This window comes from Streptosporangium carneum (assembly GCF_027922005.1).
GTDB classification, from domain to species: Bacteria; Actinomycetota; Actinomycetes; order Streptosporangiales; family Streptosporangiaceae; genus Streptosporangium; species Streptosporangium carneum.
Genome location: NZ_BSEV01000005.1, coordinates 63,761 through 88,113, shown reverse-complemented (window position 1 = coordinate 88,113; position 24,353 = coordinate 63,761). Strand labels below are relative to the sequence as shown.

General features: G+C 71.9%; 19 protein-coding genes. 13 read left to right on the top strand and 6 right to left on the bottom strand.

The genetic code is table 11. The features are described from left to right. Positions 1–14 precede the first annotated feature (14 nt). From PKF00_RS13955 to PKF00_RS13945, 3 genes are all read left to right on the top strand, one after another. Complete coding sequence (locus PKF00_RS13955) at positions 15–1,550, top strand: condensation domain-containing protein (protein WP_271217908.1); 1,536 nt, start codon at positions 15–17, stop codon at positions 1,548–1,550. Then, the gene (locus PKF00_RS13950; RefSeq protein WP_271217907.1) at positions 1,547–3,376 is read left to right on the top strand and encodes a N,N-dimethylformamidase beta subunit family domain-containing protein; all 1,830 of its coding nucleotides are present in this window, start codon (positions 1,547–1,549) and stop codon (positions 3,374–3,376) included. Before PKF00_RS13955 ends, PKF00_RS13950 begins: the two co-directional genes overlap by 4 nt. Before the next feature lie 262 nt (positions 3,377–3,638). Further along, positions 3,639–4,256: a TetR/AcrR family transcriptional regulator gene (locus PKF00_RS13945; protein WP_271217906.1), complete on the top strand. Its 618-nt coding sequence runs from the start codon at positions 3,639–3,641 to the stop codon at positions 4,254–4,256. 44 nt (positions 4,257–4,300) lie between these two features. Here the strand turns inward: PKF00_RS13945 and PKF00_RS13940 are convergent, their stop codons facing one another. From PKF00_RS13940 to PKF00_RS13925, 4 genes are all read right to left on the bottom strand, one after another. After that, positions 4,301–5,467, bottom strand: a complete 1,167-nt coding sequence (locus PKF00_RS13940) for an FAD-dependent monooxygenase (RefSeq protein ID WP_271217905.1) — start codon at positions 5,465–5,467, stop codon at positions 4,301–4,303. Positions 5,468–5,544: 77 nt separating this feature from the next. After that, the gene (locus PKF00_RS13935; protein ID WP_271217904.1) at positions 5,545–8,793 is read right to left on the bottom strand and encodes an AfsR/SARP family transcriptional regulator; all 3,249 of its coding nucleotides are present in this window, start codon (positions 8,791–8,793) and stop codon (positions 5,545–5,547) included. Between the two features lie 56 nt (positions 8,794–8,849). Further along, positions 8,850–9,494 carry a M15 family metallopeptidase gene (locus PKF00_RS13930; RefSeq protein WP_271217903.1) on the bottom strand — a complete coding sequence of 215 codons (645 nt, stop codon included), beginning with the start codon at positions 9,492–9,494 and terminating at the stop codon, positions 8,850–8,852. 11 nt (positions 9,495–9,505) lie between these two features. Beyond that, positions 9,506–10,678, bottom strand: a complete 1,173-nt coding sequence (locus tag PKF00_RS13925; RefSeq protein WP_271217902.1) for an ROK family transcriptional regulator — start codon at positions 10,676–10,678, stop codon at positions 9,506–9,508. A gap of 203 nt (positions 10,679–10,881) precedes the next feature. On the opposite strand from PKF00_RS13925, the gene PKF00_RS13920 reads away from it, so the two are divergent. From PKF00_RS13920 to PKF00_RS13895, 6 genes are all read left to right on the top strand, one after another. Continuing rightward, positions 10,882–12,228: a sugar ABC transporter substrate-binding protein gene (locus tag PKF00_RS13920; protein WP_271217901.1), complete on the top strand. Its 1,347-nt coding sequence runs from the start codon at positions 10,882–10,884 to the stop codon at positions 12,226–12,228. Positions 12,229–12,230: 2 nt separating this feature from the next. Beyond that, positions 12,231–13,247 carry a carbohydrate ABC transporter permease gene (locus PKF00_RS13915; protein WP_271217900.1) on the top strand — a complete coding sequence of 339 codons (1,017 nt, stop codon included), beginning with the start codon at positions 12,231–12,233 and terminating at the stop codon, positions 13,245–13,247. Continuing rightward, positions 13,244–14,095 carry a carbohydrate ABC transporter permease gene (locus PKF00_RS13910; RefSeq protein ID WP_271217899.1) on the top strand — a complete coding sequence of 284 codons (852 nt, stop codon included), beginning with the start codon at positions 13,244–13,246 and terminating at the stop codon, positions 14,093–14,095. Before PKF00_RS13915 ends, PKF00_RS13910 begins: the two co-directional genes overlap by 4 nt. A gap of 101 nt (positions 14,096–14,196) precedes the next feature. Continuing rightward, positions 14,197–15,651, top strand: coding sequence for a glycoside hydrolase family 3 protein (locus tag PKF00_RS13905; RefSeq protein WP_271217898.1), 1,455 nt, complete (start codon positions 14,197–14,199; stop codon positions 15,649–15,651). A 254-nt stretch (positions 15,652–15,905) separates the two neighbouring features. Beyond that, positions 15,906–18,968 (top strand): AfsR/SARP family transcriptional regulator, encoded by a 3,063-nt coding sequence (locus PKF00_RS13900; RefSeq protein ID WP_271217897.1) that lies wholly within the window; start codon positions 15,906–15,908, stop codon positions 18,966–18,968. 172 nt (positions 18,969–19,140) lie between these two features. Beyond that, entirely contained in the window at positions 19,141–20,955 is a 1,815-nt protein-coding gene (locus PKF00_RS13895) for an ABC transporter ATP-binding protein (protein ID WP_271217896.1), read from the top strand. Between the two features lie 101 nt (positions 20,956–21,056). Here the strand turns inward: PKF00_RS13895 and PKF00_RS13890 are convergent, their stop codons facing one another. Next, positions 21,057–21,233, bottom strand: coding sequence for a hypothetical protein (locus tag PKF00_RS13890; RefSeq protein WP_271217895.1), 177 nt, complete (start codon positions 21,231–21,233; stop codon positions 21,057–21,059). A 189-nt stretch (positions 21,234–21,422) separates the two neighbouring features. On the opposite strand from PKF00_RS13890, the gene PKF00_RS13885 reads away from it, so the two are divergent. From PKF00_RS13885 to PKF00_RS13870, 4 genes are all read left to right on the top strand, one after another. Next, a complete protein-coding gene (locus PKF00_RS13885; RefSeq protein WP_271217894.1) occupies positions 21,423–21,965 on the top strand; it encodes a peroxiredoxin family protein in 543 nt (180 codons plus the stop codon). After that, on the top strand, positions 21,962–22,441 hold the full coding sequence (locus tag PKF00_RS13880) for a S26 family signal peptidase (RefSeq protein WP_271217893.1): 480 nt from the start codon (positions 21,962–21,964) through the stop codon (positions 22,439–22,441). The genes PKF00_RS13885 and PKF00_RS13880 overlap by 4 nt, the downstream gene beginning before the upstream one ends. A 229-nt stretch (positions 22,442–22,670) precedes the next feature. Continuing rightward, positions 22,671–22,850 carry a hypothetical protein gene (locus tag PKF00_RS13875; protein WP_271217892.1) on the top strand — a complete coding sequence of 60 codons (180 nt, stop codon included), beginning with the start codon at positions 22,671–22,673 and terminating at the stop codon, positions 22,848–22,850. Positions 22,851–22,856: 6 nt separating this feature from the next. Beyond that, complete coding sequence (locus tag PKF00_RS13870) at positions 22,857–23,399, top strand: MauE/DoxX family redox-associated membrane protein (protein WP_271217891.1); 543 nt, start codon at positions 22,857–22,859, stop codon at positions 23,397–23,399. 140 nt (positions 23,400–23,539) lie between these two features. Here the strand turns inward: PKF00_RS13870 and PKF00_RS13865 are convergent, their stop codons facing one another. Then, a complete protein-coding gene (locus tag PKF00_RS13865; RefSeq protein ID WP_271217890.1) occupies positions 23,540–24,352 on the bottom strand; it encodes a DUF6875 domain-containing protein in 813 nt (270 codons plus the stop codon). Position 24,353: the final 1 nt, after the last annotated feature.

Genomic DNA, 24,353 nt, shown 5'->3' with positions numbered 1-24,353 from the left:
ACGGGGAGAGGCACATGAACATCCGGTTCTCGGGGAGCCGGTCAGGTACGGCTCCGCTGACATGGGGGCAGCGGGCCATCTGGGACGCGATCAGGAAGACGGCTCCGGACGACCACTACTTCAACTTCGGCCGCGTGCTCGAGGTGCCGAGGCGGGCCCGCCCGCTCACGGTGGCTCGGGCCGCCGAAGTCCTGGGCGCGCTGGTCGAGCGGCACGAGTCGCTGCGGACGAGGCTGGGTCCCGGACCTCGGCCCGGAACGGAGACAGGACCGGAAACCGGGCCCGAGCCGGAGCCGTCACAGGTGCTGGCGGCGGGCGGTTCCATCCCGATCACGATCTCCGACGGCGACCCGGAGCTGCTCCTGAGGAGGCTGGCGGAGACGGCGTTCGACTACACGGGCGAATGGCCGCTCAGAGTCGGGCTCGTGGTCGCGGGCGACCCCGCCGAACACGCCCGGGAAAACCCCGCGACCACCGCCGAGACCCCTCAGGAGCACAGCACGGGAGACGGCACCACCGCCGAGACCCCTCAGGGGCACGACACAGGGGACGGCACCACCGCCGAGACCTCCCGGGAGCGCGGCGCGGAAGACGGCACCGGCGGGGAGGGCCCGCGCGGGACCGTCACCCACATCGTGCTCGTCTTCTGCCACCTGGCCGCCGACGGCCTCGGGGCCGAGGTGGCGATCACCGACCTGCGGCTGCTCCTGCTCCGCGGAACCGTGCCCGGCCCCCCGCCGCCCTCACCGCTCGACCTGGCCCGCTGGCAGCGCTCAGAGCCGGGGCTGCGGGTCGCCAGGATCGCCGCCGAGCACTGGGAGACGGAGTACCGGCGCATCCCGCCGACCATGTTCGACCGGCGGGAGGCCGTGCCGGAGAGCCCGCCCGTCTGGCGCGCGCAGCTCGTCTCACGCGCCCTGGACCTGGCCGTCCAACGGATCGCGGCCGTGCACGGCACGAGCACCTCGACCGTGCTGCTGGCCGCCTCCTGCCTGCTGGTCGGCGACGTGACCGGGCACGACGTGTGCGCGATGCTGCCCATCGTGGGCAACCGCTTCCGTGAGGACGCCGCGCACACGGTCACCACGCTCTCCCAGGAGGGCCTGTTCGTGCTGGACCTGCGCCACGGCGGCTTCACGGAGGTGCTCAGAGCGGCGAAGTCCGCGGCGCTGCGCGCCTACCGCTCCGCCTACCACGATCCCGGGGACCGGGACCGGCTCGTCGAACGGGTCAGCCGGGAACGGGGCACGAGGATCCACCCCTACTGCTGCTTCAACGACATGCGCTTCGTCGACCGGGTCGACGCCTCCCACGACGAGGCGACGGTACGGCGCGCCATGGGGTCGACGACCCTCACCTGGCCGCTCAGCCAGGACCAGCTCAACTGCAGGTTCTGCCTTCACGTGACCGGCGAGCCCGGCGGCCTCGGCGTCTCGCTGACCGCCGACACCCACTACATGTCCAGGGCCGCCATGGAGCGCTACCTGCGCGATCTGGAGTCCCTGCTGGTCGACGCGGCGTTCCGCGAGATTCTGGAGCCGGTCGGATGACGGTCTACGCCTACGCCGAGTCCACCTCCTGCGTCCAGGAGGGGACCCTCCGCTTCCACCTGGCCCACACCTCACGGGCCCCGGCGCGCGGCACGGTCACGGTCGAGGACGTCGCCGCCGACCTGCCCATGCTCAGCGAGCGGTTCGACGGCCCGCTCTGGACGCTGGAGATCCCCGCCGACTGGCCCAGCTCGCTCTACCGCGCGGTCTTCACCGCCGACGAGGGCTTCTCCGAGGGCTTCTCCGACGTCTACTTCGTCGTCAGGGCCGCCAGGCCGAACTCGCCGATCCTGCTGTCGATCCCGTTCCCGACCTGGCAGGCGTACAACCGGGCGGGCATTCCCGGCGAGTCGATCTACTGGACCGAGCAGCCGAACCGCGCCGCGAAGGTGTCCTTCGACCGGCCCGGCGGCGGGCCTCCGCCGGAGCGCTGGGAGGAGGGCATGCTCCGCTGGCTCGGCCCCGCGGGCTACGACGTGGACTACTGCTCGGGCCTCGACCTGCACGACGGCGCGGAGCTGCTGTCCGGCTACCGGCTGCTGGTGGTCAACGGCCACGACGAGTACTGGTCGGCGGGCATGCGCGACAACGTCGAGGAGTTCGTGCGCCGAGGCGGCAATCTGGCCGTGTTCTCGGGAAACACCTGCTGGTGGCAGTTCCGCCTCGAGGACGACGGGCGGACGATGGTCTGCTACCGCGACGCCGTCATGGACCCGATGGCCGCGATCGACCCCGGGCTGACCACGGTCGAGTGGTCGAGCGCCCCGGTGAACCGCCCCGAGAACGGGCTGACCGGCGTCAGTTTCAGGCGCGGCGCGGGAACCTGGGGGCCGTACATGCAGCGGATGCACGAGGAGTCCTACACCGTCAGGTTCCCCGAACACTGGGTGTTCGCCGGGACCGGGCTCGGCGAGGGCGACAAGTTCGGCCAGGGGGCCATCGGCTACGAGACCGACGCCTGCGACTTCGTCGAGGTCGACGGCGTCCCGCTGGCGACGGGACGCGACGGCACCCCGCCCTCCTTCGTCATCCTCGCCACCGCCGACCTGCGCCACTGGCACCGCTACGGCCAGGGCGGCATGGCCACCATGGGCGTCTTCGGCCTCGGCGCGGGAACGGTGTTCACCGCGTCCACCGTGAACTGGGGCAACACCCTGCACGACCCGGCCGTCGACAGGATCACCCGCAACGTGCTGGACCGGCTGTCGTCCAGGACGGGCGGCTGGGAGATCATCGGCGGCGTGGGAACGTTCCGCGCCCTGACGGTGTTCGGCTCCCGCCTGTACGGCGTCGCCCCCGACGACTCCCTGTTCGTCCGCGACGTCTCGGCCCAGAACCTGCGCTGGCAGCGCGCGGGCACCGCGCCGCAGGTCGTCGCCATGGCCACCCCCAGGGAGGCGACCACCGTCCATCCCATCGGCCTGTACGGTCTCACCTCCGACGACCGGCTCGTCTACCAGGACCCCGAGCACGGCTGGATCACCATCGCCGACGCGCCCTCCGGCGGAGTCGGCCTCGGCATGGTGAACGGCGAGTTCTTCGCCGCGACCGCGGAAGACCTGTGGCGGCTGAGCCCGGAAACCTCTGAGTGGGCCTTGGTCGACTCCTCGGGCGGGGCCGTCTCCCTCACCGCGATGAACGGCCGCCTCTACGTCGTGGACGGGGAGGGCAGGATCCGCACGCGCCTGCCGGTGACGACGCCCGCGGAGTGGACCGACCTGTGCGACGCGGGCGGCTGCACCGTCCTGACCGCCCACGCCGGCCTCCTGATCGGCGCCGCCCCCGACCGCCCCCTGTTCCAACGCCCTCCGCTCCCCGACCTCTGACCCGGGTCGTCCGGGCTGTTCGCGTGGAGGAAGGCGGGGCTGGATCGAATCGGAGTTCGCGGCTCCGCGCCGTTTCGCGCCCAACGGCGCCGACCACCGCGGCCACGGCGAGCAGAACGCCGGCATCACCGCTGCGACAGCGCCGTGGATGCCGTAGGCGGCCGCCCCGGGCTTGTCGCACCGCCTTTTCTAGCGCCGCTAGTTTTCATAGCGGCAATATTTCTATCGTAGACATAATGTCTAGCGTTGCTATGATGCTGTCATGTCCGCCATCGCCAGACGCCGCGAACGTGAACGCGCCCAACGCCATCAGCTGATCATCACGGCCGCCCGCGAACTGGCCGAGGCCGAAGGGTGGGAGGCGGTGACGACGCGAAGGCTGGCCGAGCACGTCGAGTACAGCCAGCCCGTGCTCTACAGCCACTTCAACGGGAAGGACGCCATCCTGCGCGCCGTCGCCATCGAGGGCTTCGGCGAACTCGCGGCCCGCCTGCGCCGTGCCCGGCTGGCCGCCCCCGAGCCGTCTGAGGCGCCGTCTGGGGCGCCGTCTGGGGCACTGCACGCCGTCTGCCGCGCCTACCTGGATTTCGCGACCGAGCGGCCCGCCCTCTACCAGGCCATGTTCGTCCTGCCGACCGATGTGAAGTTCGCGCACGCCGAGACGCCGCCCCCACTGCGCGCCGCCTTCGACGAGTTCGTGAGCTGCTTCCGCTCGGACAACCCGCGACGCGAGCTGTTCGCCGAAGTCACCTGGAGCGCGTTGCACGGCATAGCCGCCCTGGCGGACAGCGGCCGCATCCCCCCGAACGGTCAGACGGAGCGGCTCGACTTCATCGTCACCCAGATCGCCGGGACGTCAAGTGGACCGGCCACGCGGTGAGAGGCGGTTGAAAGGCCAGGAAGGGAGGCCGCGACGCCGACGACTCACGGGGTGCGGGAGGACCGGGTGAGGGCGGGGTAGTCCTTGAGGGCGATGTTGGTGGCGAACCTGTCGGTCATCTTCATCATGGCCCTGAACAGGAGTCTGCGGTTGAACGTCCAGTTGCGCATCCTGATGCGCGCCGGGGTCGGCGGGGCGAGGAAGGGGCCCGCGTTGCCCTGCCTGGCCACCTTGGCGTAGTCGCGGAAGACCTCCTCGTAGCGCGCGAACGCCACCCGGTGGTCGCCTCCGGCCTCGGCCAGTTCTCCGGCGAGCACGTAGGCGCCCACGACGGCCAGGCCGGTGCCGAAACCGCCCAGGGTGTTGCCGTAGGCGGAGTCTCCGAGCAGCACGACCCTGCCCTTGACGTAGTGGTCGATCCTGACCTGGCTGATCGAGTCGAGGTAGAGCTCGCGTGCCTGGGGCAGCCTCGCCATGAGCTCGGGAACCCGCCAGCCCGCGCCCCGATAGGCGTCGGCCAGGATCCGCTTCTGCCGCTCGACGTCGTAGCGGTCGTAGTCGAGCTGCTCGGAGGCGAAGACGAAGAAGGCGGGCGCCTTGGGACCGCCGATCGCGGCCATCCGGCCCGGCTCGTTGTACATCAGGCTCTCACTGTCCCCCCCGAGGTCGGCCAGCGCGTAGTAGTGGCCCAGGAAACGCACGTGTTCGGACTCGGGGCCGAAGGCCAGCCGCCGGACGTTGGAGTGGATGCCGTCCGCGCCGACGACCAGGTCGAAGGTGCGCGGCGCGCCGCGCTCGAAGGTGACGTGCACGCCGCCCCGTGTCTCGGTCAGCGAGGTGACGGAGTCGCCGAAGACGTACTCGCAGCCCTCGCTGGTCCTGTCGTACAGCAGGGCGGACAGGTCTCCGCGGGTGATCTCGATGTCGCCGCCGGTGAACTCCCCCGGGACGACCGCCAGGCGTCTGCCGTTCGCGTCGACGATGGTCTGGTCGCTTCCCCCGGTCTGGCGACGCCGCACCTCCTGGAGGATTCCCATGCGCTCCAGCACGGTGAGGTGGGTCGCGCCCTTGAAGTCGACGGCCTGGCCGCCCCGGCGGAGCGCGGGGGCCTTCTCGACGACGGTGACGGCGCAGCCCGCGCGGTGCAGCCAGTGGGCGAGGGCGGGCCCGGCGATGCTCGCGCCGGAGATGAGGACCGTGGTGTTCTTCATGTCCCGAGCCTCGCGAGGGGCGCTGACAGCTCGCCGACCGTCGGCTGACAGCCGGACCTCCTCGGCGTGGAGCGCCGTCAGTCCCCCGCCGCGTCGCCCCGAACGTCCGCGTCGCCCTGAACGTCCGCGTCCCCCAAAACGTCCGTGTCCCCCCGAACATCCGTGTCCTCGGCCAGGCCGCCCCCGTGGGCCTGCTCGCCGTCCAGCACGGTCAGCGCCTCCTCCTGGCTCATCGCGGCTCCTCGGGCGAACCCCGACGCGAACGTCTCCGCGCCGACGAGGTCGCGTGCGCCTGCGGCGGTCCCGGCGACGTCCCGGGCCCCGGCGACGGCCGTCCCGCGCAGCGCGACCGCCGCGCCGAGCAGCGTCGCGGCGCGCTCCCCCGCCCCGTCCAGCAGCGCGGCTCCCGCCTGCCCCTCTGCGACGTCGGCGAGGCAGACCGTCAGGGAGGAGCCGCGTGCCGCGGTCAGCGCCTGCCGGTACCTGAGGCGGGCCCGCGCGGGGTCGCCCTCGGCTTCGGCCAGCCGTCCCAGCGCGACCAGCGCGCGGGTCCGCGTCCCCTCGATGCCGAAGCCCCCGTCCCGCGAGGCCTCCAGCGCCAGGTCGAGCAGGCGCCCGGCCTCGGCGAGGTCACCGTGGAACCGTGCGATCTCCGCCGACTCCAGGTGGACGGTGGCGATCGCGTCCGGTCTGCCCGTCGTGCGGGCCAGCTCTCCGGCGCGCCGGCAGTCGGCGACGGCGGCGGCCATGTCGCCCTGACGCACCAGCCCCTCGGCCCTGCGCGTCAGCACGTCCACGGTCTCCTCGACGGCGCCGAGCCGCTCGAACAGCTCCAGTGCCTCCGCCCACAGGTCCCGGGCGCGCGCCCACTCCCCGCGCCGACTCGCGATCATGGCCAGCCCGTCCAGCGCCTGGGCCGTCCCCCACCGTTCTCCCATGGAACGGAAGCCGGTCAGCGCCTCCCGCAGGTCCCGTTCGCCTCCGGCCGGGTCGCCTCCCATCATCGCGAGCAGGCCCAGGCTCAGCGTCTCCAGGGACCGCAGCCACGGCTCCAGGCCGGGCAGCGTACGGGGCCCGGCCTGGGGCGGTCCCGCGGCCATGCCCCACAGGGCCACGACGAAGGGGTGGCGCAGCCGGTCCAGCGACTCCACGATCGCCGCGGCCCGTCCCCAGTGCTCCGGCGACGCCCGGGGGACGGCGTGCACCACGCATGTGACGTACTCCTCCTCCAGACCCTCGACGGGCTCGGGAACCGCCCTGAGGAGATCGGCGGCGATCTCCCCCACCTGGCCGCGCCGCCCGCTCAGCCACCAGTACGCCGCCAGTGCGGCGACCAGCCGCAGCGCCGTCTCCCTGTCGCCCTCCCCGGCACCGTCACCCGTCACGCTCCGGCGCAGCGCGGTCATCAGGTTGTCGTGCTCCGCCGAGAGCCTGGCCAGCCACCGGAGCTGCTCCGCCTCCCGGAGACGGGGGTCGGCGCGCTGCGCGAGGTCGAGGAAGTGGCGGGCGTGGGCGCCGCGCATGCGCTCCCGCTCCCCGGCCTCGGTCAGCCGCTCCGCGCAGAACAGCCTGATCGTGTCGAGCATGCGGTACCGGTCGCCGTCGGTCTCGACCAGCGACTTGTCCACCAGGTCGGCCAGCAGTCCCGCGGCGTCCTCCACCTCGCAGACCGCCTCGACCGCCTCCAGCGACGCGCCTCCGGCGAACACGGCGAACCGCCTGGCCAGCACCTGCTCGCCGGGGGTGAGCAGGTCCCAGCTCCACTCGACCACCGCGTGCAGGGTCCGGTGGCGTGCCGCGGCCGTACGGTCGCCGCGTGACAGCAGCCGGAAGCGGCCGTGCTCCGCCAGGCGCGTGACGATCTCCTCCGCGGTGAAGGAGCGCAGCCGCGCGGCCGCCAGCTCGACGGCCAGCGGCAGTCCGTCGAGCGCCGCGCAGATCCGGACGGCCGTCTCCACGTTGTCCGGCCCCAGCTCGAACGCAGGCCGTACGGCCGCCGCCCTGTCGGCGAACAACCGCATGACCGGATAGGCCAGGGCGTCGGCCGTCGGCGAGCCGGGCGGCGGGGTGAGCAGCGGCGTCAGCGGCATCAGCGTCTCACCGGTGATGCCGAGGGGTTCGCGGCTGGTGGTCAGGACGGCCAGCCCGGGGCACTCGTCCAGCAGTCCGCGGACCAGCGTCGCGGCCGCCGCGACCACGTGTTCGCAGTTGTCGAGCACCAACAGCAGTCCCTGCCCGGCCAGGGCGGCGACCAGGTGCGCCACGGGGTCGGGCGCGCGCAGCGGGTGAAGGCCCGTCTCGCGCAGTCCGAGGGCGCCCAGCACCACCTGGGCCACCTGGGCCACCTGTCCGCCGTCCGGTGCGGGGTGCGCGCCGAGCGGGGACAGGTCGGCGAGCGGGGACAGGTCGGCGAAGCACACCTCGCGCCGCCCTCGTCTGACCGCCTCGACCGCCAGCCTGGTCTTGCCGGTGCCGCCCGGCCCGACGATCGTGACCAGGCGGGTGTCACGCAGCGCGTCGAGCCGTTCCAGCTCCCGCTCCCGCCCCACGAAGCTGGTGAGCTGGGCCGCGGGCCTCCGCCTCGGCGTCGGCGCGGGCCGTTCCGCGCGCAGGAGCGCCAGGTGGACCTCGGCGAGCTCGGGTGAGGGGTCCGCGCCGAGCTCCTCCGCGAGCAGCCGTCTGACTTCCTCGAACACCTCCAGCGCCTCGGCCTGTCTCCCCTCGGCCTGCAGGGCGCGCATCAGCTGTCCCCGCAGGCGTTCCCGCAACGGATGGGCGGTCACAAGACGGCGTAGCTCGGCCACGGAGCCGCCTCCGGGCAGGGCGAGCTCGGCCTCGGCCAGGTCCTCCGCCGCCGTCAGCCTGAGCTCCTCCAGGCGCGCCGTCTGCGCCCGGCCGAAGGGCAGGTCCGCCAGGTCGGCCAGGGCGGGCCCGCGCCACAGGCCGAGCGCCTCCCGCAGCGGGCTCTCGGCGGCGGCGTGGTGCCCCGTGGACAGCAGACGCCGCCCTTCGCGGGCGAGCCGCTCGAACCGGTGGGCGTCGACGTCCTCGGGGTCCGCCGCGAGCCGGTAGCCGGTCCCGTGGAACTCGACCAGCCCGGCGGGCAGAGCGCGGCGCAGCCGGGACACCTGGGCCTGTACGGCGTTGGCCGCGCCCGCGGGGGGATCGTCGCCGTACTGGCCGTCGATCAGCCGCTGGACGCCGACCACCCGGCCCGCCTCGAGCAGCAGCATCACCAGCAGGGCACGCGGTCTCGGCCCGCCCACGGTGATCGTCTCACCGGTGGGGGACCGCACGTCCAGGGGGCCGAGGATGCCGAAGTGCATGGCGTCGATTGTCCCCTATGTCCTCGAAGCGGGCCGTGCCGCCGCGAGCGGGGGCGCTACAGGGCGCGGGGGCCGTAGAGGGCGGAGGGGGCTCCGGTGGTCATGGCCCAGTAGCGGTCGCCGTAGGACCAGTGCCACCACTCGGTGGGGTAGTTGACGAGGCCCGCCGAGTCGAGGGCCGCGCCGAGCACCTCGCGGTGGTGGCGGGCTTCGGACGAGATGCCGGGGGCCGCGGTGTAGCAGGCGCCGTCGCTCTCCTCGGGGGTGGCGTTGAGCGGGGTGCCCATGTCCAGCTCGACGCCGTCCTCCGTGCACAGGGTCAGGTCGACGGCCGCGCCCGCGGTGTGCGGGGCGACCTCGACCGGCGAGACGTAACGGCTCGCCGCACTGTAGATCTCCTCAGGCGACATTTCTGGAAATGTCGCCCACAGCTCCGCCGAGTACCTGTCGAAGATCTGCTGCTGCGTCGCCAGCGGCCGGTAGCCCTCCACGACCAGCAGCCGGTATCCCCGGGGCAGCCGATCCTGCGCGTCCTCGAGCCTGGCGAGCAGTCCCTGCCTGAGGTGGGCGTAGGCCCCCTCGGGGTCGGCGAGCCGCTCGTCGACCCGCAACCGCCCCCGGACGTCGACCAGCTGCTCCCCGGACTCCTCGACGGGAATCGAGGCGACCCGGGGATCGGAGATCAAAACGATGTCGCGCATAGCGGCAATTCTCACACCGTCTCGGAGAAGACCTGCTCGCGGGCCTGGTGCAGGGCCGAGACCAGCGCCCCGCGCAGCACGGAGTTGCCCTCGACCTCCGAGATCACCACCTTCGGCTCGCTCGGGCACACCCTGGCCACGGCCTCCTGGATCCTGGACGCGAGCGCGGGCCCGCCCGCCCTGCCGATGTGGCCGCTGAGCACGATCAGCCCCGGGTCGAGCACCACGGCGACCGCCGCGACACCGACCGCGAGACGTCCGGCCAGCTCGTCCAGGAAGCCCTCCGCGCCGTCGAAGACCGCCGCCCGGACGTGGTCGGCCACCGAGTCGCCCCGGCCCGCGGCCCGCACGCCGTACGCGTTCGCCAGGCCCGCCACGGCGTCGCCGCCGACCAGTCTCTGGAACGACCCCGACTGGGGCTCGGTCACGTTGACGGGCAGCGGCTCGCCGGGGACGGGGAGCCAGCCGATCTCGCCCGCGCCTCCGGTGAAACCCCGGTGCAGGCGTCCGCCGAGCATGACCCCCAGGCCCTGGCCGACGCCCGCCCAGACGAGCACGAAGTCCTCGACCTCCGTGGCGGCGCCGCAGAAGTGCTCGGCCAGCGCGGCCAGGTTCACGTCGTTCTCGATCGTCACGGGGACGTTGAGGTCGCGGCGGAGCTCGGCCAGCACGCCCTCGTGCCAGGAGGGCAGGTCGAAGGAGAACCTGACGTCGCCGGTCCTGGGGTCGACGACGCCCCTGGTGCCGATCACGAAGGCGCGCAGCTGGGCGAGGGTGATGCCCGCCGACTCGCACGCCTTCTGGACGGCGCTGTGCACCAGCCGCACCGGGTCGTCGTGGTCCCTGGGATTGACGGAGACCTCGGCGACGGTCTCCCCGGTGATGTCGGCGACCCCGGCGCTGATCCGGTCGGGCAGCACGTCCAGTCCGGCGACGTAGGCGCACGAGGGCACGACGCCGTACAGCGCCGCGTTCGGTCCCCGCCCGCCCGCCTGCTCGCCGACCATCGCGACGAGTCTGCGGTCCTCGAGTCTGGCGAGCAGCTGACCCGCGGTCACCTTGGAGAGCCCGGTGAGTTCTCCCAGCTCAGCACGGGTGAGCGGGCCACTGGAAAGCAGGAGTTCCAGGGCCGCGCGGTCGTTGAGCTGGCGCAGCAGCCGAGGGGTGCCCGGACGTCTGGTCAAGATCGGTTTCCCCCCGTCACGATCCGCTAACGATCGTTTCTTTTAAGAAAGTTTCTTGTTAGTTTAGCGGCAGTCGGCCCGCAGGCAAGCAGGTGAAGCCTCGGACCTGGACAGAACTTCGATTACGTACGGCGAGGTCCCGGGGATCCCCGCCGACGCACGAAGCGCGACCCCGACGCGAAGCCGGGAAGGGAGAACCCCAAGTGAAGTTCACGAAGATCGCCGTTTCGACGGCAACGACCGCCGTCCTGGCACTGGGCCTCGCCGCATGTGGGAGCGGCACCAGCACCAGCACCAGTGACAGCGCGTCCGCCGACCCGTCCGCGGCGGCTTCCAGCGCAGGCCCCAAGTACGCGGGCCAGACCCTCTCCTTCTGGCGCTGGGGCGACCCGACCCCGGAGCAGAAGTCGGTCATGGAGAAGGTCGTCGCCGACTTCGAGAAGAACACCGGCGCGAAGGTGAACGTGCAGTGGTCGCCGTGGACCGGCTACGCCGAGAAGTTCCAGGCGGCGGCGGCCGGCAGCGAGACCCCCGACGTCACCGAGATCGGCAACACCGACGTCATCACCTGGGCCGCCCAGGACGTCTTCCTCGACCTCACCGACAAGGTCGGCGCCTTCCCCGGCAAGGGCGGCATCTCGCAGGGCATGTGGGACACCGACACCCTTGACGGCAAGATCTACGGCGTGCCGTGGATGGCCGGTGACCGCGCGGTCATCTACCGCAAGGACTGGTTCAAGGAGCTCAAGCTCGAGGTCCCGAAGACCTGGGACGAGCTGGTCGCCGCGGCCAAGACCATCAGCGAGAAGAAGAAGGGCACCGCCGGCTTCGAGTTCAACGGCGGCAGCGACATGATGCAGTCCCTCGCCCCCTTCGTCTGGGGCGTGGGCGGCGAGATCGCCAAGAGCGAGAACGGCAAGTGGGTCTCGAAGCTGAGCGAGCCGACCGCTCGCGAGGGCATCAAGTTCTACACGGACCTGATCACGGCCCACAAGGTCTCCCCCGTGGCCTCCCTCGGCCGCAACTCCATCGAGATCGCCAGGAACTTCGCCAACGGCAAGACCGGCATGTACATCGACGGCTCCTGGGCCAAGGCCGAGATCAGCAAGACGAACAAGAAGCTCTCCGAGAGCGAGAACGTCGGCGCCTTCGCCCTCCCGGCCAAGGACGGCAACATCGCCCCGCAGTTCGCGGGAGGCTCGGACCTCGCCATCGGCAAGGACTCCAAGCACCCCGAGGCCGCGTGGGAGCTGATCCAGATGCTCATGACCGAGGAGAACAACCAGGCCAACGCCGACGCCATGGGCCTGTTCCCGACCTACGGCTCGCTGCTGCAGGGCGAGAAGTACAAGAGCGACGAGTGGCTCGGCCCGTTCGCCGCCGGTCTGGTCAACGGCAAGGGCCTGCCCGCCAGCCCGAACTGGGTCGAGGTCGACAAGAACAAGCTGGTCATCCACAACATGCTGCGTGACATCGTCCAGGGCAAGAAGACCCTTGAGGCCGCCACGGACGAGGCAGGCAAGCAGGTCGAAGAGCTGCTGAACCAGTAGCCATGACGACGACCACGTCGAGGCAGGCCCACGCTTCGGACGGCGGCCGCAAGGCCGGCGGTTCGAAGCGTGGGCTCCGCCCCGCTAACCCGCGTTCAGCGCTCAACCCGAGATATCTCCCCTACGGGTTGCTGCTCCCGGCGATGATCGTCATCGGCGGGCTGCTGCTTTACCCGTTGGTCCAGATGATCCAGATGTCCTTCCAGAAGGTGGGACTGAGGGAGATTCGCGGTTATCCCGCCGAGTCGGTCGGAGTCGGCAACTACCAGAAGATCGTCGAGTCGGACCTCTTCTGGGCGGCCCTGCGCAACACCGTCATCTTCGCCCTGATCGCGGTGACGCTCACCCTGGTCATCGGCACCCTGGTCGGGCTGCTGCTCAACAAGCTCGGCAAGAAGATGTCCACCCTGGTGGTGATCGGCTCGATGCTCGCCTGGGCCACCCCGGCGATCAGCTCGGCGATCATCTTCCGCTGGCTGTTCGACGACCGCAACGGCGTCGCCAACTGGGTGCTGAACCTGCTGCCCGACTTCCTGTCGCAGGCGCTGTTCGGCAGGTCGGACTGGTCGGGCTTCGTCTGGTTCCTCGAGCCCGCGCCGCTGTACACCGTGCTGATCCTGTGCGTGGTGTGGCAGTCGTTCCCCTTCATCGCGGTCTCGGTGCTCGCCGGTCTCAAGAGCATCTCCTCGGCGCTGTACGAGGCGGCCAGGGTCGACGGCGCCACCGCGTGGCGGATCTTCTGGAAGATCACCTTCCCGCTGCTACGGCCGGTCTTCTCGGTGCTGCTGGTGCTGTCCATCATCTGGGACTTCAAGGTCTTCACCCAGCTGCACACGCTCGCGGGCGGTGTGGCCACGCGCGACGCCTTCAACCTGTCCCTCTACTCCTACGCCGAGGCGTTCTCCGCACCGCCGAAGATGGGCATCGGCTCGGCGATCGCCGTCGTGCTGACGCTGATCCTGCTCGCGGTCACGTTCGTCTACGTCCGTCAGATGGTCCGACAGGAGGAGCTCCGATGAACCCGGCACTCCGCGCCCGGCTCGGCCGCGTCGGGCTCAACGCCGCCGGGATCGTCGTCTTCCTGGCCGCGATCTTCCCGGTCTTCTGGATGGTCTCCACGTCGTTCAAGTCAGAGGCCGACATCTCCTCCCTGGAGCTCAGGCCCCTGCCGACGGAGCCGACGCTGGAGCACTTCGCCGGCATCTTCACCGAGGGCGTCGCCGGCCACTCCATCTGGCTCTATCTGGGCAACAGCCTCATCGTGGCCCTCAGCACCGTGGTGGTCGGCGCGGTTCTCGCGCTGCTCGCCTCGGTCGCCGTGGCCAGGTTCAAGTTCCGCTTCCGCGCGACCTTCCTGGTCCTGCTGCTCATCGTGCAGATGGTGCCGGCCGAGGCCCTGGGCATCTCGCTGTTCCTGATGGCCAAGCGCGCCGGGCTGTACAACGAGATCCTCGGCCTCGTCGTGATCAACGTCGGCCTGACGCTGCCGTTCGCCATCTGGATGCTGCGCAACTTCGTCGCGGCCGTCCCCAGGGAGCTGGAGGAGGCCGCCGCGATCGACGGCGCGACCCGCTTCCGCACCTTCTGGCAGGTGTTGTTCCCGCTGGTCGCCCCCGGCCTGGTGGCCACGAGCATCTTCTCCTTCATCGCCGCGTGGAACGAGTTCTTCTTCGCGCTGGTGCTCATGCAGGACGACACCAAATACACCATGCCGATCGCGCTGCGGTACTTCTTCGGCCGCAACACGACCGACTGGGGGTCCATCATGGCCGCCTCAACGGTGATGACCATCCCCGTCGTCATCTTCTTCCTCCTGGTGCAGCGACGGATGGTCTCCGGTCTCGTCGCGGGCGCCGTCAAGGGCTGACCCCCGCTGGTGCCGGTACGGCTCCGCACCCACAAGGCGCGAGCCGTACCGCCCTTTCCCCATCCGAAACTCCTCATCTCAGGTAAGGAGCATCTACCGCCATGTCTGAGCTCATCGCGGCTTCCAGCGATCAGAGGCTGCGTCGTCTCGCGGCCGGAACGCTGCTCGTCGCGTTCAAGGGCACCATCGCTCCCGACTGGGTTCTCCACGACCTGGAGAACGGTCTCGGCGGCGTCACCCTGTTCGGCTTCAACGTCGCCGACCCCGCCCAGCTCTCGGCGCTCACCTCCCGCCTGCGCGAGGCCGGCGACCCGGTCATCTCGCTGGACGAGGAGGGCGGCGACGTCACCCGTCTCGCCTACCACGTGGGCAGCCCCTACCCGGGCAACGCCGCCCTCGGCGCGGTCGACGACGTCGAGCTGACCCAGCGGGTCTACCGGTCCATCGGCGACGAGCTGGCCTCCTGCGGCGTCAACCTGGACATGGCCCCGTCCGCCGACGTCAACACCGCCGCCGACAACCCGGTGATCGGCACCCGCTCCTTCGGGTCGGACACCGCCCTGGTGTCGCGGCACACCGTCGCGGCCGTCCACGGCCTCCAGTCGGCCTGCGTGGCCGCCTGCGTCAAGCACTTCCCCGGCCACGGCGCCACCCGGCAGGACTCCCACCTGGAGATCCCGCTCGTCGACGCGTCCGTCGAACTGCTGCGCGAACGAGAGCTCGCGCCCTTCCGCGCCGCGATCGACGCCGGGACCAAGTCCATCATGACCGCGCACGTCCGGGTCCCCGCGCTGACCGGCGCGGCTCCCGCCACGCTGTCCTCGACCGCCCTGACCAGCCTGCTGCGCGGCGAGATGGGCTACGACGGCGTGGTCATCACCGACGCCCTCGACATGCACGCCATCACCGAGAGCGTCGGCCTGGCCGGCGGCGCGGTGCTCTCGCTCGCCGCCGGGGCCGACCTGCTCTGCCTGGGCCCGATACCGACCGAGGAGGACGTCCGCCGGATCATCGACGAGATCGTCGCCGCGGTGGGGGACGGGCGGCTGCCCGCGGCCAGGCTGGAGGCGGCGGCCGAGCGCGTGAACCGTCTGCGCGCCTGGTTCGGCTCGCCCCAGACGGGACAGGCGGAGGAGAGCGTGATCGGCCTGACCGCGGCCCGCCGCGCGGTCACCCTCACCGGCGCGACGTCCCCGCTCGTCGACCCGCTGGTGGTCGAGGTGGAGACTCCGCCGACCATCGCGGTCGGAGACGTTCCGTGGGGTTTCTCCCCCCTGATGCCGCAGGCGGAGGTCGTCCGGGTCAAACCCGAGGACGCGGACGTGCCGGACATCCTGGAGCGTGCCATCGGCCGTTCCCTGATCGTCGTGGTCAAGGACGCCCACCGCTACGAGACCAGCCAGACGGTGGTCTCCGAACTGCTGGCCGCCCGTCCCGACGCCACGGTCGTGGAGATGGGCCTGCCGATCTGGCGCCCCGAGGGAGCGACCTACCTGGCCACGTACGGCGCCGCCCGCGCCAACGCCCAGGCCGCCGCCGAGCTGTTGAGCATCTGAGGCGCCCGACCGGTCTCCCCGTGCCCTGCGGGGCACGCGCTCACGACTCCCCGGCTCCCCGGCCTCCCGCAGACGAAGGCGCCTCCGCGACGGCGCGACCCGCGAACCCCCCCTGGGGTCGTGTGATCCGACGCCTCCGCGCCTTCACGATCTCGGCTCCCGGGATCCCGAACCCCTGAACCACCGGCTGGACCGCGGGCACATCAGACACCGGAAAGCCCAGCCGTGAAAGACGAGCGGTGGGAGACTTCTCCGTGGTCGAATTCCGTGTACTTGGTCCGCTGGAGATACGTGACGCTTCGGGACGAATCCTCGTCCCGAAGCGTCGCAAAACACGCACCCTGCTCGCGATCCTCCTCTTACGCGCCAACACCCTCGTGCCCGCCGACGAACTGCTCGAGGCCCTCTGGGAGGAGCGCAGGCCCGCCTCCGCGCGCGCGAACCTGCAGTCCTACGTCTCCGAGCTGCGCAGGCTCCTCGACGAGAGCGTCTCCCTGAACGGCAACGGTTACCTGCTCACGGTCGAGGAGAGCCGCTACGACGCGGCCGTGTTCGAGAAGCTGGTGACACGCGGCCGGCAGGCGCTCACCGCGGCGCGCTTCCGGGAGGCGACCGGTCATCTGGGCGACGCGCTGGCGATGTGGCGCGGTGAGCTGCTCGACGGGCTCCCGCTCCCCCAGTGGCTGTGGCCGGACCGCAGCAGGCTGGAGGAGCTTCGCCTCTCCGCCTACGAGGACTCCGTCACCGCCAGGCTCGCCCTGGGACAGCACGAGGACCTGGTCGCCGGTCTGCGGGAGTTCACCGGCAGGAACCCCTTCCGCGAGCCGGCGTGGGGGCTGCTGATGCTCTCGCTCCACCGCTGCGGGCGGACGGCCGAGGCCGTCGACGCCTACCAGACCGCCTGCGGAATCCTCGACGACGAGCTCGGGGTGCCCCCGAACCCGGAGCTGCGCGCCCTGCACGAACGCATCCTCAATGAGGACCCCGGGCTGCTCCTGGCTCCCGAGATCGTCTCCAACCGGCCACAGGCGGCGCCGACCCCGCGCCAGATCCCCGCGGGGGTCGTCGACTTCGTGGGCCGCACCGCCTACCTGCGCGCCCTCGACGACCTCTTCCCCGCCTCCCCCGCCGGGGGGCGCGCCTCGGTCTTCTGCGCCCTCACCGGAACCGGCGGAGTCGGCAAGACGGCCCTGTCCGTGCACTGGGCCAACCACGCCGCCGACCGCTTCCCCGACGGCCAGCTCTACGTCGACCTGCGCGGCTTCACCCCCTCGACCCGCCCGCTGCATCCGCTCGACGCCCTGGCGCAGTTCCTGCGCTCGCTCGGCGTGCCCGCCGAGCAGGTCCCCCTGGCCACGGAGGAGGCCTCCGCCCTCTACCGGAGCCTGCTGGCCGGGCGGCGGACGCTCGTGCTCCTGGACAACGCGTTCGACGGCGCCCAGGTCAGGCCGCTGCTTCCGCCGCTCCCCTCCTGCGCCCTGATCACCAGCCGCGACCGGCTCGACTCCCTGGTCCTGGAGGGGGTCAGGCGGATCACGGTCGAGGTGATGCCGCGGGAGGAGTCGCGCGAGCTCGTGGAGAGGATCACCGGCGCGGAGTGCGAGGGGCTCGCGGAGTTCTGCGGCCACCTCCCGCTGGCGCTCAGGCTCGCCGCCACGCAGATCGTGAGCGAGCCCGGGCTCAGCGTCTCGGCCTACCTGGGAAGGCTGGGAGGCGAGGACCGGCTGAGCGCGCTCGACGGCGACATCGACAGGCGTCATGCCATCCGCTCGACGTTCGAGGCCTCCTACCGGCGGCTGCCGTACGAGGCGAGGCGGCTGCTGCGCGCCCTCGGCGCGGTTCCCGGGCCCGACTTCACGCCCGCCGCGGCGGCGGCGATGCTGGGGGCGGACCAGCTGGAGGTCGAGCCGCTGCTGCGGGTGCTGTGGAGGTCCCACCTCGTCCACGGCGGCGAGGGCGACCGCTTCGCCCTGCACGACCTGCTCAGGCTCTACGCCCTGGAGCGGTTCGCCGAGGAGGAGCCGGAGGCCGAGCAGCGGCGGACGCGCGAGCGGCTGGCCCTGTGGTACCTCAGGCACACGCGGGCGGCCTCGGAGCTGATCTGCCCCCAGATGGTCTACCTCCCGCTCGATCTGCAGGCTCGGCCGTCGTTCGACTCCGAGGCCTCGGCGCTGAGCTGGCTCGAGGCGGAGCTGAACAACGTCGTCGCCCTGGCCGAGGAGACCGGGGGCAGGACGCAGTGGCTGCTCGTCGACGCCCTGCGGGGCTACTGGTACCTGCGCAGGCACTCCTCCGGCTGGATGCGGCACGCCATGGCGGGCCTCGCCTCCGCCGAGGCGGCGGGCGACCACGCCGCGCAGGCCGCGATGCGCAGCAGCCTGGCCGACGCCCACATGATCCTCGGCGACCGCGCGGGCGCGTTCGAACACCACACCGCGGTGCTGGAGCTGTCCAGGAAGGCGGGATGGCTCGAGTCGGAGGCCGCGGCGCTGGGCAGGCTGGGCACGCTCCACATCAGCCGGGGTGAGCCGAGGGAGGCCTCCGGGTACTACCTGCGCGCCATCGAGTCCAACAGAAGGCTGGGCGTGTACCGGGGGATGATCTCCAACCTCGGCAACCTCGGGCTGACCAACATCTACCTGGGAAACCTGGACCACGCCGCCGAGCAGCTCGGCGAGGCCCTGAGATGCGAACGCGAGCGCTCCTCCGCCATGGGCGAGGCCCTCGGCCTGGGCAACCTCGGCGTGGTCTCCCACCACAGGGGGGACCTCGACCTCGCCCTGTCCCAGCTCGGCCGCGCCGTGGAGCTGTTCGAGTCGCTCAGGAGCGACTACGGCGCGGTCGACGCCCTCTCCTCGCTGGCCGCCGTCCACAACGACCTGGGCGATCCCGTCACCGCCCGCGCCCTCGCCGTACGGGCCAGGGACCTGGCGCGGACGATCGGCGACGGCAAGTCGGAGACGTCGGCGACCAACGCGCTGGGGGCGGCCGCGCGCGGCGACTCCCCGGAGAAGGCGCTCAGACTCCACGAGCGGGCACTGGAGCTGGCGCTGGCCAAGCAGCTCCACTACGACATCACCCAGACGCACATCGAGCTCGCGGTCACCCATGGGCTGCTCGGCGACACGACCGCGAGCACGCGCCACGCGAGCCACGCCCTGGTCTCCGCCCGCAGGTCGGGCTTCCGGCGTCTGGAGGGATACGCCCTGCTCGCCCTGGGCGACGGGGAGGCGGCGGGGCGGATGTTCGAGGAGATCGGCGACGCGCTCGGCCTGGCCCGCGCCCGGCGCGGCGTCCCGCGCCAGTCCTCGCTCTGACACGACGGGCCGCGGCGGCACACGGCGGGCAGGGGGCGTTCGCACGAGACCACTGTCCGCCCGGGGGCTTCGCAAGCTCCACGCACCGGGGCGGGGCGACGGTGTATGGCCGACGTGAAGCGGCGCGGTGCACGATCGTCGTCTCCGTGCCGCAGCCGAGGAGAAAGCACCGATGCCCCATCTCACCGCCGCCGTCGCGCTCATGTGGAGAGCGGCTCCCAGGATCGCCCTGGGCCAGCTCGTCACGACGGTCGTGCTGGCGGGCGTCCCGGTCGTCACCGCGTGGCTGACCAAGCTGACCCTCGACGCGCTGACGACGGGGGCCCCGTGGTCACGGCTTCTCGGCTACACGGCAGGCCTCGCAGGGGCAGGCCTGCTCGGAGCCGTGACCCTCCACCTCAACCGCTATCTGAGCGGGGAGGCGGAGCGCCGTGTCAGCCTTCTGGCGAGGGAACGGCTCCACACGGCGGTCAACCGCTTCACCGGTCTGGCCAGGTTCGAGACTCCCGGGTTCCACGACAGGCTGCGCCTGGCCCAGGAGTCGAGTCAGCTGACCTCGGGCGCGGTCGTGCAGAGCGCCGCGGGGATGGGCCGCGGCGTCCTCGTGACGGCCGGTTTCCTGGTGGCCCTGGTCACGATCAGCCCTCCCATGGCGGTCCTGGTGCTGCTGGCCGCCCTGCCCGCCGTCGTCGCGGAGCGGACGCTCAACCGGGCCAGGGTCAGGATGATGTGGCGGATCAGCCCGACGCTCCGCAGGGACCTGTTCTACTCGCACGTGCTGACGGACGTGCGGGCGGCCAAGGAGGTGCGGCTGTTCGGGATCGGCGGGTTCCTGCTGGGGCGCATGCTCGCCGAACGGCGTTCCGCCAACGTGGCCGAACGGGAGCGCGACCGCCGCGAGCTGTGGACCCAGGGCTCGCTCGCCGCGCTCTCCACGGTCGTGGCCGGGGGCGGCCTCGTGTGGGCGGTCGGAGCGGCCCGCGACGGACTGCTCTCGGTGGGCGACCTGTCCCTGTTCGTCGCGGCCGTCGCGGCTGTCCAGGGCGCGCTCTCCCAGATGGTGGTCGACTACTCGCTCGCCCAGCGGGCGCTGCTGCTGTTCGGCCACTACGTCGACGTGGTCGAGGCCGGACCCGACCTGCCCTCGAAGGACCGGGCGGCGCCGGAGCTCCGGCTGGGGATCGAACTGCGCGACGTGTGGTTCCGCTACTCCCCCGAGCACTCGTGGGTGTTGCGCGGGGTCGACCTGTTCATCCCGCACGGCGAGGCCGTCGCGGTCGTCGGCCTCAACGGCGAGGGAAAGAGCACCCTGGTCAAACTCCTGTGCAGGTTCTACGACCCGGACCGGGGCGCGATCCTGTGGGACGGCGTCGACCTGAGGGACATGGCCCCCGAGACGCTGCGGTCCCGCATCGGGGCCGTCTTCCAGGACTACATGGAGTACGACCTCACGGCCATGGAGAACATCGGCCTCGGCGACCTCGACGCGCTGCGCGACAGGGACCGGGTGAAGGCCGCGGCCGTGAGGGCGGGCGTGCACGACACGATCACCGTGCTGCCCAGGGGCTACGACACGATGCTGAGCAGGATCTTCCCCTCCCCCGCCGACGGGCAGGACGACGAGGCCCTCGAAGCGGGCGTGCCGCTCTCCGGCGGCCAGTGGCAGCGGCTCGCGCTCGCCCGCGCCCTGCTGCGCGACCGGCGCGACCTGCTGATCCTCGACGAGCCCAGCGCGGGACTCGACGCCGAGGCCGAGCACGGAATCCACAGCATGCTGCGCGCCCACAGGGCGGGCAGGACCAGCGTGCTGATCTCGCACAGGCTCGGGGCGATCAGGGACGCCGACCGGATCGTCGTGCTGTCCGAGGGCCGCGTCACCGAGCAGGGAGGGCACGCGGAGCTCATGGAGCGGAGGGGCCGGTACGCGGAGCTGTTCGCGCTCCAGGCCGAGGGCTACCAGCCCCACCTGGAAGGAGAACCCGCCTGACCTCGTGATCGCCACGGTGATCGCCACAGTGCTCGTCCCGGTGATCGCCACGGTGCTCGTCCCGGACGCCCGTGTCCGGGACGAGCACGACGGGCGATCCGTCAGCAGGAACCGCAGCTGCCGCAGTACTGTTTGCCGGTCGTCCAGTCCGTCCAGCAGTTCACCCGGGAGCCCAGGTGGGCGCCGCCGCAGGGGTAGCACCCGCCCGCCGCCGCCCGCCTGGCCGGCACCAGCCTGGCCAGCAGCCTGTCGCCGAGTCGCTCGATAACACGCGTCATCGACATCTCCTTCTCCTCCGCTTTCCTTCCGGCGGCTCTCACCGATCCGCCGCCGTGTTCCGCGGACCAAGCTGGGCCATCGTCCTTCGCAGACTCCATGCGCTCGCGCCGGGCTGGTGTGTATGGCGGACGTGAAGCGGCCGCGCGCATCCTGACCGGACATCCCCGTCCGGCCCAGGAGACGATCCGATGCCCTATCTCACCGCCGCTGTCGTGCTCGTCGGCCTGCTCTGCGCGGCCAACACGGTGCTCATGCTGGGAGTCGTCCGCAGGCTCCGCGAACACGAGGCGCGGCTGCCCGCGGCGGGCGGCTTCCCCTCCCTCGGCCTGCCGCCGGTCGGGGCCGTCCTCCCGTCGTTCTCCGCGGTGTGCACGACAGGCGAGCGGATCGGCTCCGCCGACCTCCCGCTGCCCGCGGTGATCGCCTTCTTCGACGTCGGGTGCGAGCCGTGCCAGGAGAAGGCGCCGCGCTTCGCCGACGAGGCGACCTCGCTGCCCGAGCTGAACGTCCTGTCGGTCGTGGTGGGCGAGCCCGGCGCGATGAGCGCGGCGCTGGAGCTCGCGGGGCCGGTCGTGGTCGAGGCCGAGGAAGGCGGCGTTTCGCGGGCCTTCGGCGTCCGGGGCTTCCCCGCGATGTGCCTGGTGGACGAGAACGGAAGGATCGCCGAGTCGGGAGGGAACCTGTCGCTGCCGGGTTCGGCCGCGACGCTGAGGAAGGCCGCCCGGCGATGACCCCGCTCGGCTTCCTGTCCGTGGCCGCCGTCTGCGTCTGCCTGCCGGCCTGCGTCTTCCTGCTGGCCGCGCGCAGACGACTGCTCGTCGTCACGGTGGACGGCTACAGCATGCGCCCGACCCTGGAGTCCGGGGACCGCGTCCTGGTCCGTCGCGTCCCCGTCACGCGGGCGCGGGCGGGGACGATCGCGGTCCTGCGACAGCCCGCGGGCCCCGGCACGTTGCTGCCGCTTCCCCCGGAGGCCGTGGAGGAGGGCGGGCGGATCTACACGATCAAACGGGTGAGCGCCGTGCCCGGCGACCGGATCCCCGACCATGTGGGGCCCGGCACGATGCTGACGCCCGGTGACACGGTGCCCGCGGGCCACCTGCTGGTCCTGGGCGACAACCCCGACCGCAGCATCGACTCCCGCCAGCTCGGCCTGATACCGGCCGAGTACTTCGTCGGAGTCGTCGCCCGCCGCATCACCTCCTGAGCCGCCGCCCTCCCCACGCCCAGCAGGAACACCCTCGCCGTCCCGAGGTCGTCCATGGCGCCGGTACGGCGGGCGGCGGCACGGGGGAGCGCCGCGCCGACGGGCGGCGCGCGGCCCGGCGTGCGCTCCCGGTCCATACCGCCGGGGATGTATGGCGGTTGCGAAGCGACGGTCGCCAGCATGGTGGCGGGCCTGGAGATTCCGGGTCCGAGGCTGGGAGGAGACCCCGATGATCGACTTTGTTCAGCGTCTGGGCGACCGGATGCTGGCACGCCTCGTGCCGGCGGCCGAGGCGCGGGCGCTGGCCCTTGACTGCTGGTGCTACTCCTGCGGCGCGGCTTCCCGCCCCGGCAAGATGTGCCGTCCGCCGGGCGGCCCCAACATGGACCACGGCTGCGGGCTCTGCTAGGTCGGCATGCCGTACGTCCTCATCGCCTGTGGCGCGCTCCTGGCGGCGGTGTTCGGTGTCTCGGCCGTGGGCAAGCTGCGTGGCGGGGCGGCGTTCGCCTCCTTCTCCGGTTCTCTGGTGCGGCTGCGGCTGCTGCCGAGGGCGTGGGCGGGAGCCGCGGCCGCGCTGGTCGTCACGGCGGAGGGCCTCGTCCCGCCGCTGCTGGCGTTCCCCGCCACCAGGATGGCCGGTTTCTGCCTCGCCGCCGGGCTCATGACGGCCTTCTGCGTCGGCATAGAGCTGAGCGTGCGGCGCGGGGCGAGCGCGCCCTGCAGGTGTTTCGGCGTGTCCTCCTCCCCGTTGGGCCGCAGGCACCTGATCCGCAACTCCGTGCTGCTCGCGGCGTCGCTCTCGGGCGGGGCCGCCGTGGCGGCGGGGGCCTCCGGACCGCTCCATCCCGCGGGAGTGGCGGTCGCGCTGGCCTCGGCCGGATGCGCGGCGGTCGCCGTCGTCCGGTTCGACGACATCGCCGAGCTGTTCACGGGCTCTCCGGGGGTCGCCGCCCGGTGACGGGCGGTCCGCGGAGCACGGCGGCGGCCCCCGGGTTGGGAGGCCCGCGGGGAGCCGCCGCCGGATGAAAGGCTCCGGAGCCGTCCTTGTCCCCCCCAGGGAGGACGGCTCCGGTCACCGGCGCGGGAGGAGACCGCCGCTCACGAATTCGCGGAGACGTCCGCTGTGACGTCCACGACGTCGTTCACCGTGATCTCCACGGCGGCCCCCGCGACGTCGTTCACCGCGACGCCGGCTGCGGTCTCCCCCGCGCCTGCCTTCACCCTGGCGCCCACCGCGGCGCCCACTCCGGCGAGTCCGTAGCGGCGCGCCGTCGCGTCGACCTCCTCACGCAGCGCGGCGGGAGGCCTGTCTCCGAAGCGCTCCAAATAGGCCGCGAACTGGTCGGGGTCGTCGCGCAGGAAGGCGAAGTCCGTCGCGACCATGTGGCGGATCGCCAGCAGCGGGACCGGGCTGCCCAGCGGCAGGAAAGCGGGGTTCCACAGTCCCGCCTTCGGCGGCGGGCCGGGGTAGAACTCCCCGATCATCAGCCCCTCCGAGACGTAACGCGACTTGAGCGCCCGCTGCGCGGTGTCGATCACCCGCGCCGCCTCCGCCTCGGGCAGGTCGGGGAAGAGCACGAGGATGGTCCGGTACTGCGGGGAGACACCCGGCGGCGAGACGAGTCTGCGGAACCACTCTCGGTACCCGTCGAGCGCCTCCGCCGCCTGGGCCCCGTCCGGTGTTCCCGGACGGACTCCCAGGTAGAAGGTGCCCCGGTCCAGCGAGGTCTGGGCGTAGGGGCAGACAGGCCCCTTCCTGCCGAGGTCGGCGTGGGGACGGCACAGGTACTCCCGCGCCCACAGGACGATCTCCTTGAGCGACACGCCGTACCGGCGGACCAGGTCGTGGTCGCCGTCCAGGTCTGAGGTTTCGATGAGGACGCGCGAGGGGTCCGTGGGATCGGTCAGCATG

Excerpts from the sequence above, each read along its gene's own strand:
- PKF00_RS13955 (WP_271217908.1), top strand. The coding sequence starts at position 15 with ATGAACATCCGGTTCTCGGGGAGCCGGTCAGGTACGGCTCCGCTGACA.
- PKF00_RS13945 (WP_271217906.1), top strand. The coding sequence starts at position 3,639 with ATGTCCGCCATCGCCAGACGCCGCGAACGTGAACGCGCCCAACGCCAT.
- PKF00_RS13865 (WP_271217890.1), bottom strand. The coding sequence starts at position 24,352 with ATGCTGACCGATCCCACGGACCCCTCGCGCGTCCTCATCGAAACCTCA.
- PKF00_RS13910 (WP_271217899.1), top strand. The coding sequence starts at position 13,244 with ATGAACCCGGCACTCCGCGCCCGGCTCGGCCGCGTCGGGCTCAACGCC.
- PKF00_RS13950 (WP_271217907.1), top strand. The coding sequence starts at position 1,547 with ATGACGGTCTACGCCTACGCCGAGTCCACCTCCTGCGTCCAGGAGGGG.
- PKF00_RS13915 (WP_271217900.1), top strand. The coding sequence starts at position 12,231 with ATGACGACGACCACGTCGAGGCAGGCCCACGCTTCGGACGGCGGCCGC.
- PKF00_RS13870 (WP_271217891.1), top strand. The coding sequence starts at position 22,857 with ATGCCGTACGTCCTCATCGCCTGTGGCGCGCTCCTGGCGGCGGTGTTC.
- PKF00_RS13935 (WP_271217904.1), bottom strand. The coding sequence starts at position 8,793 with ATGCACTTCGGCATCCTCGGCCCCCTGGACGTGCGGTCCCCCACCGGT.
- PKF00_RS13905 (WP_271217898.1), top strand. The coding sequence starts at position 14,197 with ATGTCTGAGCTCATCGCGGCTTCCAGCGATCAGAGGCTGCGTCGTCTC.
- PKF00_RS13895 (WP_271217896.1), top strand. The coding sequence starts at position 19,141 with ATGCCCCATCTCACCGCCGCCGTCGCGCTCATGTGGAGAGCGGCTCCC.
- PKF00_RS13885 (WP_271217894.1), top strand. The coding sequence starts at position 21,423 with ATGCCCTATCTCACCGCCGCTGTCGTGCTCGTCGGCCTGCTCTGCGCG.
- PKF00_RS13940 (WP_271217905.1), bottom strand. The coding sequence starts at position 5,467 with ATGAAGAACACCACGGTCCTCATCTCCGGCGCGAGCATCGCCGGGCCC.
- PKF00_RS13875 (WP_271217892.1), top strand. The coding sequence starts at position 22,671 with ATGATCGACTTTGTTCAGCGTCTGGGCGACCGGATGCTGGCACGCCTC.
- PKF00_RS13930 (WP_271217903.1), bottom strand. The coding sequence starts at position 9,494 with ATGCGCGACATCGTTTTGATCTCCGATCCCCGGGTCGCCTCGATTCCC.
- PKF00_RS13890 (WP_271217895.1), bottom strand. The coding sequence starts at position 21,233 with ATGACGCGTGTTATCGAGCGACTCGGCGACAGGCTGCTGGCCAGGCTG.
- PKF00_RS13880 (WP_271217893.1), top strand. The coding sequence starts at position 21,962 with ATGACCCCGCTCGGCTTCCTGTCCGTGGCCGCCGTCTGCGTCTGCCTG.